Origin of the sequence: Pseudomonas sp. UV AK001, assembly GCF_046097675.1 — a bacterium.
Classification (GTDB): Bacteria; Pseudomonadota; Gammaproteobacteria; order Pseudomonadales; family Pseudomonadaceae; genus Aquipseudomonas; species Aquipseudomonas kribbensis.
In genome coordinates this window covers 440,702-454,993 of record NZ_JBJUVZ010000002.1, presented here as the reverse complement: position 1 = coordinate 454,993, position 14,292 = coordinate 440,702, and the positions used below count along the sequence as shown (strand labels likewise).

Annotated in this window: 13 protein-coding genes and 1 riboswitch; of the genes, 6 read left to right on the top strand and 7 right to left on the bottom strand. The window is 61.6% G+C overall.

Annotation, left to right across the window (positions count from 1 at the left end):
• Nucleotides 1-4: 4 nt before the first annotated feature.
• Together epd and tkt are read right to left on the bottom strand one after the other, a co-directional pair.
• On the bottom strand, nucleotides 5-1,057 hold the full coding sequence (epd, locus tag ACKLNA_RS10145) for an erythrose-4-phosphate dehydrogenase (RefSeq protein ID WP_408985772.1): 1,053 nt from the start codon (nucleotides 1,055-1,057) through the stop codon (nucleotides 5-7).
• 153 nt (nucleotides 1,058-1,210) lie between these two features.
• On the bottom strand, nucleotides 1,211-3,208 hold the full coding sequence (gene tkt / locus ACKLNA_RS10140) for a transketolase (RefSeq protein WP_265813014.1): 1,998 nt from the start codon (nucleotides 3,206-3,208) through the stop codon (nucleotides 1,211-1,213).
• Nucleotides 3,209-3,479: 271 nt separating this feature from the next.
• Here tkt and ACKLNA_RS10135 point away from each other — a divergent pair, with 271 nt between their 5' ends.
• The 4 genes from ACKLNA_RS10135 to ACKLNA_RS10120 all read left to right on the top strand — a co-directional run bounded on the left by ACKLNA_RS10135 (nucleotide 3,480) and on the right by ACKLNA_RS10120 (nucleotide 7,999).
• Nucleotides 3,480-4,475: an ArsR/SmtB family transcription factor gene (locus ACKLNA_RS10135; RefSeq protein WP_408985771.1), complete on the top strand. Its 996-nt coding sequence runs from the start codon at nucleotides 3,480-3,482 to the stop codon at nucleotides 4,473-4,475.
• Between the two features lie 18 nt (nucleotides 4,476-4,493).
• The gene (gene metK, locus ACKLNA_RS10130) at nucleotides 4,494-5,684 is read left to right on the top strand and encodes a methionine adenosyltransferase (protein WP_011336330.1); all 1,191 of its coding nucleotides are present in this window, start codon (nucleotides 4,494-4,496) and stop codon (nucleotides 5,682-5,684) included.
• A 143-nt stretch (nucleotides 5,685-5,827) separates the two neighbouring features.
• Nucleotides 5,828-7,507 carry an NAD-dependent DNA ligase LigB gene (ligB, locus tag ACKLNA_RS10125; protein ID WP_408985770.1) on the top strand — a complete coding sequence of 560 codons (1,680 nt, stop codon included), beginning with the start codon at nucleotides 5,828-5,830 and terminating at the stop codon, nucleotides 7,505-7,507.
• Nucleotides 7,508-7,603: 96 nt separating this feature from the next.
• The gene (locus ACKLNA_RS10120) at nucleotides 7,604-7,999 is read left to right on the top strand and encodes a DUF1090 domain-containing protein (protein ID WP_408985769.1); all 396 of its coding nucleotides are present in this window, start codon (nucleotides 7,604-7,606) and stop codon (nucleotides 7,997-7,999) included.
• Between the two features lie 52 nt (nucleotides 8,000-8,051).
• On the opposite strand, the gene ACKLNA_RS10115 is transcribed toward ACKLNA_RS10120, so the two are convergent.
• Nucleotides 8,052-8,501 carry a cytochrome c gene (locus tag ACKLNA_RS10115; RefSeq protein WP_248742267.1) on the bottom strand — a complete coding sequence of 150 codons (450 nt, stop codon included), beginning with the start codon at nucleotides 8,499-8,501 and terminating at the stop codon, nucleotides 8,052-8,054.
• Between the two features lie 128 nt (nucleotides 8,502-8,629).
• Between ACKLNA_RS10115 and ACKLNA_RS10110 the strand changes: the two genes are divergently transcribed.
• Nucleotides 8,630-9,802, top strand: coding sequence for a murein transglycosylase A (locus tag ACKLNA_RS10110; RefSeq protein WP_408985768.1), 1,173 nt, complete (start codon nucleotides 8,630-8,632; stop codon nucleotides 9,800-9,802).
• Between the two features lie 49 nt (nucleotides 9,803-9,851).
• On the opposite strand, the gene ACKLNA_RS10105 is transcribed toward ACKLNA_RS10110, so the two are convergent.
• Together ACKLNA_RS10105 and ACKLNA_RS10100 are read right to left on the bottom strand one after the other, a co-directional pair.
• A complete protein-coding gene (locus ACKLNA_RS10105) occupies nucleotides 9,852-10,235 on the bottom strand; it encodes an MAPEG family protein (protein WP_134828375.1) in 384 nt (127 codons plus the stop codon).
• Nucleotides 10,236-10,270: 35 nt separating this feature from the next.
• Nucleotides 10,271-11,104 (bottom strand): EamA family transporter, encoded by an 834-nt coding sequence (locus ACKLNA_RS10100; protein WP_408985767.1) that lies wholly within the window; start codon nucleotides 11,102-11,104, stop codon nucleotides 10,271-10,273.
• Nucleotides 11,105-11,342: 238 nt separating this feature from the next.
• Here ACKLNA_RS10100 and ACKLNA_RS10095 point away from each other — a divergent pair, with 238 nt between their 5' ends.
• Nucleotides 11,343-12,608: a cation:proton antiporter gene (locus ACKLNA_RS10095; RefSeq protein ID WP_408985766.1), complete on the top strand. Its 1,266-nt coding sequence runs from the start codon at nucleotides 11,343-11,345 to the stop codon at nucleotides 12,606-12,608.
• On the opposite strand, the gene ACKLNA_RS10090 is transcribed toward ACKLNA_RS10095, so the two are convergent.
• Together ACKLNA_RS10090 and ACKLNA_RS10085 are read right to left on the bottom strand one after the other, a co-directional pair.
• Nucleotides 12,609-13,496, bottom strand: a complete 888-nt coding sequence (locus ACKLNA_RS10090) for a formate/nitrite transporter family protein (RefSeq protein ID WP_248742270.1) — start codon at nucleotides 13,494-13,496, stop codon at nucleotides 12,609-12,611.
• A 73-nt stretch (nucleotides 13,497-13,569) separates the two neighbouring features.
• A complete protein-coding gene (locus ACKLNA_RS10085) occupies nucleotides 13,570-13,977 on the bottom strand; it encodes an acyl-CoA thioesterase (protein WP_134334142.1) in 408 nt (135 codons plus the stop codon).
• Between the two features lie 197 nt (nucleotides 13,978-14,174).
• A riboswitch (S-adenosyl-L-homocysteine riboswitch) is annotated at nucleotides 14,175-14,273 on the top strand.
• Nucleotides 14,274-14,292 lie beyond the last annotated feature (19 nt).

The following is a 14,292-nucleotide window of genomic DNA, read 5'->3' as shown; positions in this document are numbered from 1 at the left end:
CTTCCTACGGTTTTTTTGAAGTCGCTGTCTGCAGATAGTGTTCTGCAACATCCAGCATTCGGTTGGCAAAACCCCATTCGTTGTCGAACCAGGCCAGGATGTTCACCAGCCGAGGGCCGGAAACGCGGGTCTGACTGGCATCGACGATGGCCGAATGTGGGTCATGGTTGAAATCACAACTTGCGTGGGGCAGCTCGGTGTAGGCCAGCAGACCTTTGAGCGGGCCGCTGGTGGCAGCCTCGCGCAGGATCCGGTTGACCTCGCCGGCGTCGGTGTCGCTCGCGGTCTGCATCGTGATGTCGAGGCAGGACACGTTGACCGTCGGCACGCGTACGGCTTTGGCTTGGATTCGCCCGGCAAGTTCCGGCAGCAGGCGCTCGATACCACGAGCCAGACCGGTGGACACCGGGATCACCGACTGGAACGCCGAACGGGTGCGGCGCAGGTCTTCGTGGTGATAGGCGTCGATCACCGGCTGATCGTTCATCGCCGAGTGAATCGTGGTGATCGACACAAATTCCAGGCCGATCGCCTTGTCCAGCAGACGCAACAGCGGCACGCCGCAGTTGGTGGTGCAGGAGGCGTTGGACACCAGCAGTTCGTCGCCGGTCAGGCAATCCTGATTGACGCCGTAGACGATGGTGGCGTCGACATCCGCCTCGCTGGCCATCGGCTGCGAAAACAGCACCCGCGGCGCGCCGGCGTCGAGGAAACGCTGGCCGTCTTCACGCGTGTGGTAGGCGCCGGAGCATTCGAGCACCAGATCGACGCCAAGGGACGCCCAATCGATGCCTTCGGGGGTGGAACTGCGCAGGACTTTCACGCAGTTGCCATTGATATGCAGACAATCGCCGTCGACCTTCACCTCGCCCGGGAACCGGCCGTGGGTGGAGTCGAAGCGTGTCAGGTATTCGATGCTGGCCATGTCGGCCAGATCGTTGATCGCGACAATTTCAAACCCGGCCTTATCGCCTCGCTCGAACAACGCACGCAAGACGCAACGACCAATCCGGCCGTAGCCGTTGAGTGCAACTTTGTAGGGACGCGGTTGAGGCATGGGGTTCTCGATTACCGTGCAGATTCAGTTACAGCATTGCCTGAACCTCCGCTTTCGCGAGCAAGCCCGCTCCCACAGGGGAATGCATTCCAATGTGGGAGCGGGCTTGCCCGCGAAGACGTCAGTTCAGACGACATCCTTTCTGGATCAGTCTCAGTCTTCCAGCAGCTCTTCAGCCTGACCCAGGATGTTTTCCAGGGTGAAGCCGAACTCTTCGAACAGTGCCGAAGCCGGAGCCGATTCGCCGTAGGTGGTCATGCCGATCACGCGACCTTCCAGACCCACGTACTTGAACCAGAAGTCGGCGTGGGCCGCTTCGATCGCGATACGTGCGCCAACCTGCAACGGCAGGACCGATTGCTTGTAGCTGGCGTCCTGAGCGTCGAACGCGCTGGTGCACGGCATGGAAACCACGCGCACCTTGCGGCCCTGCTCGGTCAGTTTGTCGTAGGCCTGAACGGCCAGACCGACTTCCGAACCGGTGGCGATCAGGATCAGCTCAGGCTCGCCTGCGCAGTCCTTCAGCACGTAACCACCACGGCGGATGTCGGCGATCTGGCCGGCATCACGGGTTTGATGCTGCAGGTTCTGACGGGAGAAGATCAGCGCCGACGGGCCGTCCTTGCGCTCCAGAGCGTTTTTCCAGGCCACGGCCGATTCAACGGCATCGGCTGGACGCCAGGTGTCGAGGTTCGGCGTGCTGCGCAGGCTGGTCAGTTGCTCGATCGGCTGGTGCGTCGGGCCGTCTTCGCCCAGACCGATGGAGTCGTGGGTGTAGACGTGGATCACACGCTGCTTCATCAGAGCGGACATGCGCACCGCGTTGCGGGCGTATTCCATGAACATCAGGAAGGTCGCGCCGTAAGGCACCAGACCGCCGTGCAGGGCAACGCCGTTCATGATCGCGGTCATGCCGAATTCGCGCACGCCGTAGTACATGTAGTTGCCGCTGGCGTCTTCGGCGCTGACGCCTTTGCAGCCTTTCCACAGAGTCAGGTTGGAACCGGCCAGGTCAGCCGAACCGCCCAGCACTTCCGGCAGCAGCGGGCCGAACGCGTTCAGGGCGTTCTGGCTGGCTTTACGGCTGGCGATTGTTTCGCCCTTGGCCGCGACTTCGGCGATGTAGGCATCGGCCTTCTCGGAGAAGTCAGCCGGCAGTTCGCCGCTCAGGCGACGGATCAGTTCGTTGGCTTCGGTCGGGAATGCGGCGGAGTAGGCAGCAAAACGCTGGTCCCACTCGGACTCGACGGCGCGGCCCTTTTCCTTGGCATCCCACTCGGCATAGATGTCGGCCGGGATTTCGAACGGACCGTGGTTCCAGTTCAGCGCCTGACGGGTCAGGGCGATTTCCGCGTCACCCAGCGGGGCGCCGTGGCAATCTTCCTTGCCCTGCTTGTTCGGCGAACCGAAACCGATGGTGGTCTTGCAGCAGATCAGGGTCGGCAGCGGGCTCTTGCGAGCGGTCTCGATGGCGGTCTTGATCTCTTCCGGGTCGTGACCGTCGACGTTGCGGATCACCTGCCAGTTGTAGGCTTCGAAACGCTTCGGCGTGTCATCGGTGAACCAGCCTTCGACTTCGCCGTCGATGGAGATGCCGTTGTCATCGTAGAAGGCGATCAGCTTGCCCAGGCCCAGGGTACCGGCCAGGGAAGCGACTTCGTGGGAAATGCCTTCCATCATGCAGCCATCACCCAGGAACACGTAGGTGTGGTGGTCGACGATGTTGTGGCCAGGACGGTTGAACTGCGCGCCCAGTACCTTTTCAGCCAGGGCGAAGCCCACGGCGTTGGCCAGACCCTGACCCAGCGGGCCGGTAGTGGTTTCAACGCCCGGGGTGTAACCGAATTCCGGGTGGCCCGGGGTGCGGCTGTGCAGTTGACGGAACTGTTTCAGGTCGTCGATCGACAGGTCGTAGCCGGTCAGGTGCAGCAGCGAGTAGATCAACATCGAGCCGTGGCCGTTGGACAGCACGAAGCGGTCACGGTCGGCGAAGGATGGATTGCTCGGGTTGTGCTTGAGGTAGTCGCGCCAAAGCACTTCGGCAATATCTGCCATACCCATAGGGGCACCGGGATGGCCGCTGTTGGCTTTTTGCACGGCATCCATGCTGAGGGCACGAATGGCGTTGGCACGCTCACGACGGCTAGGCATCGCTGATCTCCTGGGTGTGAATAGATTGAAACGGAAAAAAGGAGGGCATTTTCCCTCACCCGAGCGCCTCGGGGCAATGACAGATAGTCATCCGGAGGCGTTTTTCCAATGGATAACATCGGTTTCGGCTGGTGAAACCTTTCCGCTGTTCGTCTGTAGAGTTAACCGGTCAGTGAGAAGTGCAATAAAAAGTGCCACCCATCGAGCAATATCAAAACTTTTTGATATTGGCCTTGCGGTGTTTTCCGGCCGTCTCTAGACTGCTGGCCCTATGAACTTACGCGTGCCTTCCATTCGCCATGACGATTGCGACGAGCTGGCGGCCCTGTGCAAGGCCGGCGGTGATCCGCTGCGGCTGAATGTATTGCGCGCCCTGGCCAACGATTCGTTCGGCGTTCTGGAACTGGCGCAGATTTTCGATATCGGCCAGTCCGGCATGAGCCATCACCTCAAGGTGTTGGCACAGGCGGATCTGGTGGCGACTCGCCGCGAAGGCAATGCGGTTTTCTATCGCCGCGCCCTGCCCCACACCGAGTTGCTGGGCGGCAAGTTGCACGCGGCGTTGTTAGAAGAAGTCGACAATCTGGCGCTGCCGGCCGACGTGGAAACACGAATCGCACAGGTCCATGGGCAGCGTGCTGCCAACAGCCAGGACTTTTTCGCTCGGGTCGCGGAGAAATTCCGCGCCCAGCAGGATTTGATTGCCGGCCTGCCGCAGTACCGTGAAAGCGTGCTGGCCCTGCTCGACAAACTGAACTTCAATGGCGCTGCCACGGCCATTGAAGTCGGCCCCGGCGATGGTGCATTCCTGCCGGAACTGGCGCGTCGCTTCGGCACCGTAACCGCACTGGACAACAGCGCGGCGATGCTCGAACTGGCCCGCCAGGTATGTGAACGTGAAACGCTGACTAACGTCAGCCTGCAATTGGCCGATGCATTGAATGGCGTGAGCCTTCAGGCCGATTGCGTGGTGTTGAACATGGTGTTGCACCATTTCGCCGCGCCGGCCGAAGCGCTCAAGCACATGGCCAGCCTGCTGCAACCGGGCGGTAGCCTGCTCGTGACAGAGTTATGTAGCCACAACCAGAGTTGGGCCAGGGAGGCCTGCGGTGATCTGTGGTTGGGGTTTGAACAGGACGATCTGGCCCGTTGGGCCACCGCTGCGGGACTCGTTCCCGGGGAAAGCCTCTATGTAGGCTTACGTAATGGTTTCCAGATCCAGGTCCGCCACTTTCAGCGGCCGGCTGGCGACACTCACCATCGGTAAATTCAGGAAAACATCGAGATGAGCGAATACTCCCTCTTCACCTCCGAGTCCGTGTCTGAAGGACACCCGGACAAAATCGCCGACCAGATTTCCGATGCAGTGCTGGACGCCATCATCGCCCAGGACAAACACGCACGCGTTGCGGTGGAAACCCTGGTCAAGACCGGCGTGGCCATCGTTGCCGGTGAAGTGACCACCAGCGCCTGGGTCGACCTGGAGCAGATCGTTCGTGACGTGATCTGCGACATCGGCTACACCAGCTCCGACGTCGGCTTCGACGGCGCTACCTGCGGCGTGATGAACATCATCGGCAAGCAGTCCCCTGACATCAACCAGGGCGTTGACCGTGCCAAGCCTGAAGATCAGGGCGCCGGCGACCAGGGCCTGATGTTCGGCTACGCCAGCAACGAAACCGACGTGCTGATGCCAGCACCGATCACCTTCTCGCACCAGCTGGTGCAGCGTCAGGCCGAAGCCCGTAAATCGGGTCTGCTGCCTTGGCTGCGTCCGGACGCCAAGTCGCAAGTGACCTGCCGTTACGAAGGCGGCAAGGTTGTGGGTATCGACGCTGTTGTTCTGTCGACCCAGCACAACCCTGAAGTGTCGTACAACGACCTGCGCGAAGGCGTGATGGAGCTGATCGTCAAGCACGTACTGCCTGCCGAACTGCTGAGCAAGGACACCCAGTTCCACATCAACCCGACCGGCCAGTTCATCATCGGCGGCCCGGTGGGTGACTGCGGTCTGACCGGTCGCAAGATCATCGTCGACAGCTACGGCGGCATGGCCCGTCACGGCGGTGGCGCGTTCTCCGGCAAGGATCCATCGAAGGTTGACCGTTCGGCTGCCTACGCTGGCCGTTACGTTGCCAAGAACATCGTGGCTGCCGGCCTGGCCGAGCGTTGCGAGATCCAGGTTTCCTACGCGATCGGTGTGGCTCAGCCTACTTCGATCTCGCTGAACACCTTCGGCACCGGCAAGATCAGCGATGACAAGATCATCAAGCTGGTCCGCGAAGTGTTCGACCTGCGTCCATACGCAATCACTACCATGCTCGACCTGCTGCACCCGATGTACCAGGAAACCGCAGCCTACGGCCACTTCGGCCGTGCTCCGCAGACCAAGACTGTTGGCGAAGACACCTTCTCCACTTTCACCTGGGAAAAAACCGACCGCGCCGACGCTCTGCGTTCCGCTGCCGGCCTGTAATTTTCCTGTCGGTACAAAAAGCCCCGCACGGTTCGCCGTGCGGGGCTTTTTCATGGCCGCGAAACACCCGGCAAAACAGCCGACCGGCCCGCCGGAAAATCCCGGCTAGCCTTCAGGTATCTCCCTGAGCAAGGACGCTCACGATGCTTGCCACACTGCGCCTGTTTTGCATTTTCCTGCTGCTCTGCGCCCACCTCAGCGCCTTCGCTGGCGATTGCCCCACTTGGCCAGCCGACCGGGCCCAAAGCGAAATCACTGCCCTGCAACAGCAGATCGATCAATGGGACGACGCCTATCACCGCGAAGGCCGGTCACTGATCGCTGATGAACTCTACGATCAGTCCCGCACCCGGCTCGGCGAATGGCGCCAGTGCTTCAAACTTCCATCACCGGCCAAGCCGTTACGCACCGCATCAGGCCCGGTCGCGCACCCGATCGTCCACACCGGCCTCGACAAACTTCACGAGGCTACAGACATCGAAGCCTGGCTGCGCGACCGCAAGGACGTCTGGGCACAACCCAAGGTCGATGGCGTGGCCGTCACGCTGATCTATCGCGCCGGGCGGTTGCAGCAGGCGATCAGTCGCGGCGACGGCATTCGCGGGCAGGACTGGACCGCATCGGCACAGAAGATCAACGCCATTCCCCGGCAACTGTCCCAACCGCTGGATCTGTCGGTGCAGGGCGAACTCTATTGGCGACTGAACGACCATATCCAGGCCCGAGCAGGCAGCGCCAACGCCCGCGCAACAATTGCAGGCCTGATGGGGCGCAAGGATCTCAGTATCGAACAGGCAGCGGGCATCGGGCTGTTTGTCTGGGACTGGCCGCTGGGGCCGAACAGCCTGACAGAGCGAATCACGGGGCTGGCAACACTGGGCTTCACCACGACAGAACCTTACAGCCAACCCGTCAGTGGCCTTGCCGATGCGCAGCAGTGGCGCGACCACTGGTATCGCTCGCCACTGCCTTTCGCCAGTGACGGTGTCGTATTGCGTCAGAGCCAGCGTCCTGCTGCCGAACGCTGGCAGGCGCGCTCGCCTTACTGGGCCGTGGCCTGGAAGTATCCGTTCGCCCAGGCGCTTGCCGATGTGCGGAAGGTCGATTTCAAGGTCGGCCGCACCGGACGTATCACCCCCGTACTGGAACTGGCGCCGGTCATGCTCGATGACCGCCAGATCAGACGGGTCAGCGTCAGCTCGCTCAAACGCTGGCAGGAACTGGACATTCGTCCCGGCGATCAAGTGGCGATCAGCCTGGCCGGTCTGACGATTCCGCGACTCGACAGCGTCGTGCTGCGCAGCACGGAACGCGTCGAATTGAACGTTCCTCTCGCCAGCGACTTTCACCCGCTAAGCTGCTGGCAACCGACGCCCGGGTGCGAAAGTCAGTTCCTCGCGCGCCTGACCTGGCTTGGCGGCAAGCAAGGGCTGGCACTGCCCCATGTCGGTCGCGGTACGTGGGAGAAACTTCTGGATACAGGCCGCCTGAACAACCTGCTGGATTGGTTGGCCCTCGACGAGCCAGAGCTTGCTAAGATTGCCGGCCTCGGCGAGCGCAGCAGCGCCCGCCTGCTCCACAGTTTTCACAGCGCTCGCCAGCGGCCGTTCACCCAGTGGCTCAAGGCCCTCGGGCTGCCGCCGACCGGTCAGGCCTCTTTGGCTGATTCATGGCAAGCGCTGGCACAACGAAATACCGAACAATGGCAGGCAGAACCCGGAATCGGCCCCGGTCGCGCGGCGCAATTGAGCGCTTTTTTCCGCGACCCGCAGGTGCTGGCCCTGAGTGAAACCTTACGCGCCGCCGGAATCGACGGTTTCTGAACATGCATCCCGGCAAGCCGGGAACCCAACGGTCGCCGAAGCGCTCCAACAGCGCAGTGCTTTCCCGACCCGATTGCCTTTGCACATGGAGCTTTTATGAAATTTCTCGCACCGCTCGCCATGCTGACTCTTTGCGCCGTAATGGCCACCCCCGCAATGGCTGGCGAAGACGCCCCGGGCCTGACCGGCTGTGCCGCCAAGAAGCAAGGCATCATCAATCAGATCGAACAGGCCAAATCCCGTGGCAACGCCGACCAGCAGGCCGGCCTCGAAACGGCCCTGCGCGAAGTCACCGAACACTGCACCGACGCCGGCCTGAAGAAGGAACGTGAAAACAAGGTGCTCGACGCCAAGCACGAAGTGAGCAAGCGCCAGGCCGATCTCGACAAGGCCATGAAGAAAGGCGACCCGGAGAAGATCGACAAGCGCAAGAACAAGCTCGCCGAGTCGCGCAAGGAATTGCAGGACGCGCTGGACGAACTGGACAAGTAATCCGGCAGGCAATGTGCGGTGAAAGAGTCCTCTCCGTCACCGCACCTGAGGATCAATGATCCCGAAACTCTTTATGACAGGCACTGCAGGCATCTTCGACCTTCTGCACCGCCGGCCCCAGGTTGCTGGCCTTGTACGGTTGAACCTTGCTGGCGACTACCAGTTCACCGGTGGCCGCCTCGAGGGTACGGGCCATTTCCTGGAAACGTGCCTGTCGCTGCCAGACATCGTCCTTGGCGCTGGTGTGATCTTCTTCGCGCACCGACGGGAAATGCTTCCACGGCTCATGGGACAGCGCATCGAGCTTGACCGCGCCTTCCGTGAATTTCGGCCCGTCGAAGGGGATGCGCCCGCGCAGCATGCCGCCCAGGTCTTCGCCGGTCTTGAGCATCTGTTTGAAGATCGCCTTGCGCTGACCCAGTGGGGAATTCGGGTCGACACCGCCGCAGGCGGACAAGGTCAGACAGGCCAGCAATACAACAGAAAGTCTTTTAAGAGTCATGGTGGCTTCAGGTCACGGAATTCGGCGGCCAGTATCCTCGCGTCACCGCCAAACACCAATAGCCCTATTAATAATATGGGTTGCTGGCGCGCATGGAGCACGCCTGCAACCGACACAGGAAATTCTCCATGAACAGCCGTTTCAAGGCCTGGCGTCACCCACTCATCGCAACCCTGCCGCTGCTGGCGATCCTTGCCGGCTGCACCGGGGGCGACAGTGCCAAGCCGAAAACCCACGCCCTGGCCACTTACTCCAGCGCCACCTGGGAAGCCCTGCCTGCGGTTTCCGACAACGATCTGGTGGCCGGATTCGGTTCATGGCGCAGCGCCTGCACCCGGCTCAAGGCTGACCCGGTCTGGGGCGCCACCTGTGCGGCGGCGGCCAATGTGCCGCAAAGCGCCGGCGACATCCGCAGCTTCCTCAAGCAGCACCTCGACGTCTTCGGTCTGCGCGCCGAGCACGACAATCCCAACGGTCTGATCACCGGTTACTACGAACCGGTCTACCCCGGCAGCCTGACGCAAACCGCGACCGCCAACGTGCCGGTGTACGGCGTGCCTGAAGACATGATCATCGTCTCCCTGGACAGCATTTACCCGGAGCTGAAAGGCAAGCGCCTGCGCGGACGCCTTGAGGGTCGCGTACTGAAACCTTACGACGACGCCGCGACCATCGAGAGCAAAGGCGTCAAGGCACCCGTGGTGGCGTGGCTGACCGACCCGATGAACCTGCAATTCCTGCAAATCCAGGGTTCAGGGCGGATTCAGACCGATGACGGCCGGCAACTGCGCATCGCCTACGCCGACCAGAACGGCCACCCGTACCGGCCGATCGGCCGCTGGCTGGTAGAACAGGGCGAGCTGAAGAAAGAAGACGTGACCATGGGCGCGATCAGCAACTGGGCCAAGGCCAACCCGTCGCGCATTCCGGAATTGCTCGGCAGCAACCCGAGCTATGTGTTCTTCACCCGCAACCCGGACAGCAACGAAGGCCCGCGCGGCTCGTTGAATGTGCCGCTGACCGCCGGTTACAGCGCGGCGGTGGATCGCAAGGTGATTCCGTTGGGCAGCCTGTTGTGGCTGTCGACCACTCGCCCTGACGGTACGGCACTGGTACGCCCGGTGGCTGCGCAGGACACCGGCGGCGCGATTGCCGGCGAAGTTCGTGCGGATCTGTTCTGGGGCACCGGCGATGCCGCCGGGCAATTGGCCGGCGACATGAAGCAGCAAGGGCAGATCTGGATGCTCTGGCCAAAAGGCGCAGCATTGCCGCAAGTACCGCAGGTGGCCGACAAGCAGTAAGCGAAACGCAAAGGATCGCAGGCCTCGTCAGCCTGCGATCCTTTCAGCGTCAGATTGAAACGAAGAAGAAACTGGCAATCAGCCCCATCCCGACAAACCACACCAGCGACCGCAGAATCGCCCAGTCCGCCAGATAGCAGATGATGTACAGCAGGCGACTGGTGATAAACAGCACTGCCAGCACATTGACCGTCACCAGCTGCGCCGTGCCCACCAGGTGCGCGACGATCACCGCCGCCGCAAAGGCCGGCGTCACTTCAAAACTGTTCAGTTGCGCCGCATGAGCCCGCCGGGCCACACCGTTCAGGCTTTCAAGAAAATCCCGGGGATCGTGATTGTCGCTGAGCCGGTAACCACCGACAGCCTTGGCCACGCCCGTGCACACATAGGGCAGAAAGATCGCAATGAAAACGCACCACAGAGCCACCGTCATAACGCCGTCCTTTTTCAGTTTTTAGAGTTGGCGGGTCAGAACTTCATCACCAGCATGCCGATCAGCACCAGCCCACAGGCTAAGAGCCGTGGCCGGCCGAAAGGTTCTTTCAGGTAGCGCATGCCGAACAGCACCACCAGAATCACGCTGATCTCGCGCAACGCCGCAGCCTCGGCAATCGAGCCCAACTGCATCGCCCACAGCACCAGAGCGTAGCTGAACAACACGCAGAACCCGACCGCCAGCCCCAGCTTCCATTGTTCGCGCCAGAACTGCAGGAACGCCGGCCGTTTGGCCACCCACGCCAGCAGCGGGAACGGCCAGGCGCTGAGCAGCGTGACCCAGACCAGGTAATCCAGCGGATGCGACCAGCGCCGCAACGCCTGGCCATCGATGTAGGTGTAGCAGCCGATGCACAGCCCGATCAGCGCCACCACCGGCAACATCGACCACGGCAGGTGTTTTCCGCCGCCGCCCTGCCAGAGCAGACAGGCCATGCCCAGCGGAATCAGCATGATCCCGAAGATCTGCTGGGTGGTCAGCACTTCGCCGGCGAAGATCAGGGTCAGCGCCAGTACCACCAGTGGCGACAAGCCGCGCATCAACGGATAGACCAGCCCCAGGTCGCCGACCCGATAGGCCTGGATCAACAGGTAGCGATAGAGCAACTCGAACGCCGCCGACGCCAGAATCCACGGCCAGATTTCCTGCGGCGGCAGGCTGATGAAAGGAAACGCCAGCGCGACGAACAACAGCGCCACGGTGTCCATGCAGGCCACCACCAGCAACCGCTCGGCGCTGAATTTGATCAGGGTATTCCACGCGGCGTGCAACAGCGCCGCCACCAACACCAGAGCTGTCGCCAGCACGTGTCACTCCTTCATTCTTGTTTTTGAACCCGAGCCATTTGATCAGGTCTTTGATTCGCGATGTGTCAGGCGCTGTTTATACGTCAAGCGACCTCACCGCACCCGGTTGCGCACAGACAAATGCCAAAAAAATCCTGCCCGGGCCACACAATTGTGCCCCCACCCGGTGTCTACCCATCCAACCCTTGCGCCCATGAACAGGCGCGCTGTCTTTTCACCCCCATCCAAAGGACCCCGGATGCTTGAACTTGTCGCCGCTTTCATCTGCCTCACCACCCTCCTCACTTTCGTGAATTTCCGCTTCATCGGTTTGCCTCCGACCATCGGCGTGATGGTTACCGCACTGATGTTTTCCCTGTTGCTGCAAGGCCTGAGCCTGCTGGGTTATCCCGGCCTCGAAGAGCGCGTGCAGCAACTGATCGGCCAGATCGACTTCGGTGATCTGCTGATGAACTGGATGCTGTCGTTCCTGCTGTTCGCCGGCGCCTTGCACGTCAACCTGAATGACCTGCGCAGCTATCGCTGGCCCATCGGCCTGCTGGCGACCTTCGGCGTACTGATCGCCACCGCCGTGATCGGCAGCCTCGCCTACTACATCTTCGCCCTGTTCGGCTGGCACGTGAGCTTCCTGTACTGCCTGTTGTTCGGCGCACTGATTTCCCCGACCGACCCGATCGCGGTGCTCGGCGTGTTGCGGACGGCCAACGCCTCGAAGCCGTTGAAGACCACCATCGTCGGCGAGTCGCTGTTCAACGACGGCACCGCCGTGGTGGTGTTCACCGTGTTGCTGGGCATCGCGCAACTGGGTGAGACCCCGACCGTCGGCGCCACCGCCATGCTGTTTGCCCATGAAGCCATCGGCGGCGTGCTGTTCGGCGGGCTGATCGGTTATCTGGTGTACCTGATGATCAAGAGCATCGAGCAACACCAGATCGAAGTCATGCTTACCCTGGCGCTGGTCATCGGCGGCTCGGCGATGGCCACCGAACTGCACGTCTCGGCGCCGATTGCGATGGTGGTCGCCGGTCTGATCATCGGTAACCTCGGTCGCAACCTGGCGATGAACGACATGACGCGCAAATACCTGGACGGTTTCTGGGAGTTGCTCGACGACATGCTCAACGCCCTGCTGTTCGCGCTGATCGGCATGGAGCTGTTGCTGCTGCCGTTCAACTGGCTGCACGTGGCGGCGGCAAGCCTGCTGGCGCTGGCGATTCTGCTGTCGCGCCTGCTCACCGTGGCCCCGGCCATTGTCCTGCTGCGGCGCTGGCGAACGGTGCCGCGCGGCACCATCCGCATCCTGACCTGGGGTGGCTTGCGTGGCGGGGTTTCGGTGGCGTTGGCGCTGGCCCTGCCGCTGGGCCCGGAGCGCGATCTGCTGCTGAGCATCACCTACATCGTGGTGCTGTCGTCGATCCTGCTGCAGGGGCTGACCATCGGCAAACTGGTCAAGCATGCGACTCGCAACGAGCCGGCCAACGTGGCCGAGCCCGCGCACCACTGATCATTTCCTGATCCGCTGCGGGTCGGGCTTTTCCGCCTGATCCGCAGACTCTTTCGGTTTGCCACTTTCGCTGCGGATCTGCGCATGGCTGATCAGGGCGAAGATGAAACTGCCTCCGATGATGTTCCCCGCCAGAGTCGGCCCGGCAAACACCGCCCAGAAATCACTCCACGGCAACTCGCCGGCAAACACCAGATACGACACCTCCGCCGAACCCACCACGATGTGGGTGAAGTCACCCAGCGCCATGAGGTAGGTGATGAGGATGATGATCCACATCTTCGCGCTCTCCATGGACGGGATCATCCAGACCATGGTGGCGATCATCCAGCCTGAAACGATGCCCTTGGCGAACATCTGGCTGGCGTGGTTTTCCATGACCTTGCGGCCGATTTCGAGGAAGGCGGCGTCGGTCTTGCTGTCGAAAATCGGCAGTTCGAGCATCACGTAGGCCACCAGAATCGTCCCGCACAGATTGCCGAACAGCACCACCGTCCAGAGTCGGATCAAGCGGCCGAAATTGCCGAGCGTCGGTTTGGTCATGACCGGCAGCACGGCGGTCAGGGTGTTTTCGGTGAACAGTTGCTGGCGAGCCAGAATCACCGCGAGGAAACCTGCGCAGTAGCCAAAACTGGCAATCACCTTGAATTCGTCGCCCTCGGGCAGACGGGAATTGAGCAGGCCCATGCCCATCAGTGACAAGCCCATGGTCAGCCCGGCTGCCAGCGCCGACCACCACAGCGCGGCGATGCTGCGCTCCAGTTCCTGATCACCCTGTTTGCGGATGATTTCATGCAGGACCGCCGCCCGGGGCGGCTGGTTTTTTTCGACTTCGTGTTGTTCCTTGGCCGAGAGGTCGGGGGTCTTGCCGTCTGTTGGCGTGGTCATGGCGGGAAACCGGTGGCGGGGTCATAAAGCTACGACACGCGCCGCTCGGCTTCCGTTCTGTGGGGTGCGCCGATTACTCGGTAACGGGCACGTCATCCTTGAACTGGTCTTTGACGTATTTGATCTCGGTCCGCCCGTGCGGTGCCGGCAGGCCGTCTTCGCCGAGGTTGACGAAGACCATCTTCTCGACGGTCAGGATGCTCTTGCGGGTGATCTTGTTGCGCACCTCACAGGTCAGGGTGATCGAGGTGCGGCCGAACTCGGTGGCGGTGATGCCCAGTTCGATGATGTCGCCCTGACGCGAGGCGCTGACGAAGTTGATCTCGGAAATGTACTTGGTCACCACGCGCTGGTTGCCCAGTTGAACGATGGCGTAGATCGCCGCTTCTTCGTCGATCCAGCGCAGCAGGCTGCCGCCGAACAGGGTGCCGTTGGGGTTGAGGTCTTCAGGTTTTACCCACTTGCGGGTGTGGAAATTCATCTTCACTCCTGAGCGTCTTGCCGAATGATGGCGCCATCTTGGCAGACTGAGCGGTCATGCTCCATGAGGCTTCTACTATGGTCGCGATTGGCGATCTTCATTTGGCCGACAGAAACCCTTTGGAAGATCAGTCTAGACGGCTATAATCGCCCCCGTTTCAAAACGGTAACGTTCACTTGATACCGTTTTCCCGCCACCTGTCCGAGGGGCGCTGCAGCAGGTTCAACCTGTCAGGCTCGGATGGGGCGTTGACTGGCTCAGGCCGGACACTAAACGCACAACGGCGCCCATTCGCATACATTACGAATGGAGGCT

Bases quoted from the DNA above. Each gene is read 5' to 3' on its own strand.
- epd (WP_408985772.1), bottom strand. From the start codon at position 1,057: ATGCCTCAACCGCGTCCCTACAAAGTTGCACTCAACGGCTACGGCCGG.
- tkt (WP_265813014.1), bottom strand. From the start codon at position 3,208: ATGCCTAGCCGTCGTGAGCGTGCCAACGCCATTCGTGCCCTCAGCATG.
- ACKLNA_RS10135 (WP_408985771.1), top strand. From the start codon at position 3,480: ATGAACTTACGCGTGCCTTCCATTCGCCATGACGATTGCGACGAGCTG.
- metK (WP_011336330.1), top strand. From the start codon at position 4,494: ATGAGCGAATACTCCCTCTTCACCTCCGAGTCCGTGTCTGAAGGACAC.
- ligB (WP_408985770.1), top strand. From the start codon at position 5,828: ATGCTTGCCACACTGCGCCTGTTTTGCATTTTCCTGCTGCTCTGCGCC.
- ACKLNA_RS10120 (WP_408985769.1), top strand. From the start codon at position 7,604: ATGAAATTTCTCGCACCGCTCGCCATGCTGACTCTTTGCGCCGTAATG.
- ACKLNA_RS10115 (WP_248742267.1), bottom strand. From the start codon at position 8,501: ATGACTCTTAAAAGACTTTCTGTTGTATTGCTGGCCTGTCTGACCTTG.
- ACKLNA_RS10110 (WP_408985768.1), top strand. From the start codon at position 8,630: ATGAACAGCCGTTTCAAGGCCTGGCGTCACCCACTCATCGCAACCCTG.
- ACKLNA_RS10105 (WP_134828375.1), bottom strand. From the start codon at position 10,235: ATGACGGTGGCTCTGTGGTGCGTTTTCATTGCGATCTTTCTGCCCTAT.
- ACKLNA_RS10095 (WP_408985766.1), top strand. From the start codon at position 11,343: ATGCTTGAACTTGTCGCCGCTTTCATCTGCCTCACCACCCTCCTCACT.
- ACKLNA_RS10090 (WP_248742270.1), bottom strand. From the start codon at position 13,496: ATGACCACGCCAACAGACGGCAAGACCCCCGACCTCTCGGCCAAGGAA.
- ACKLNA_RS10085 (WP_134334142.1), bottom strand. From the start codon at position 13,977: ATGAATTTCCACACCCGCAAGTGGGTAAAACCTGAAGACCTCAACCCC.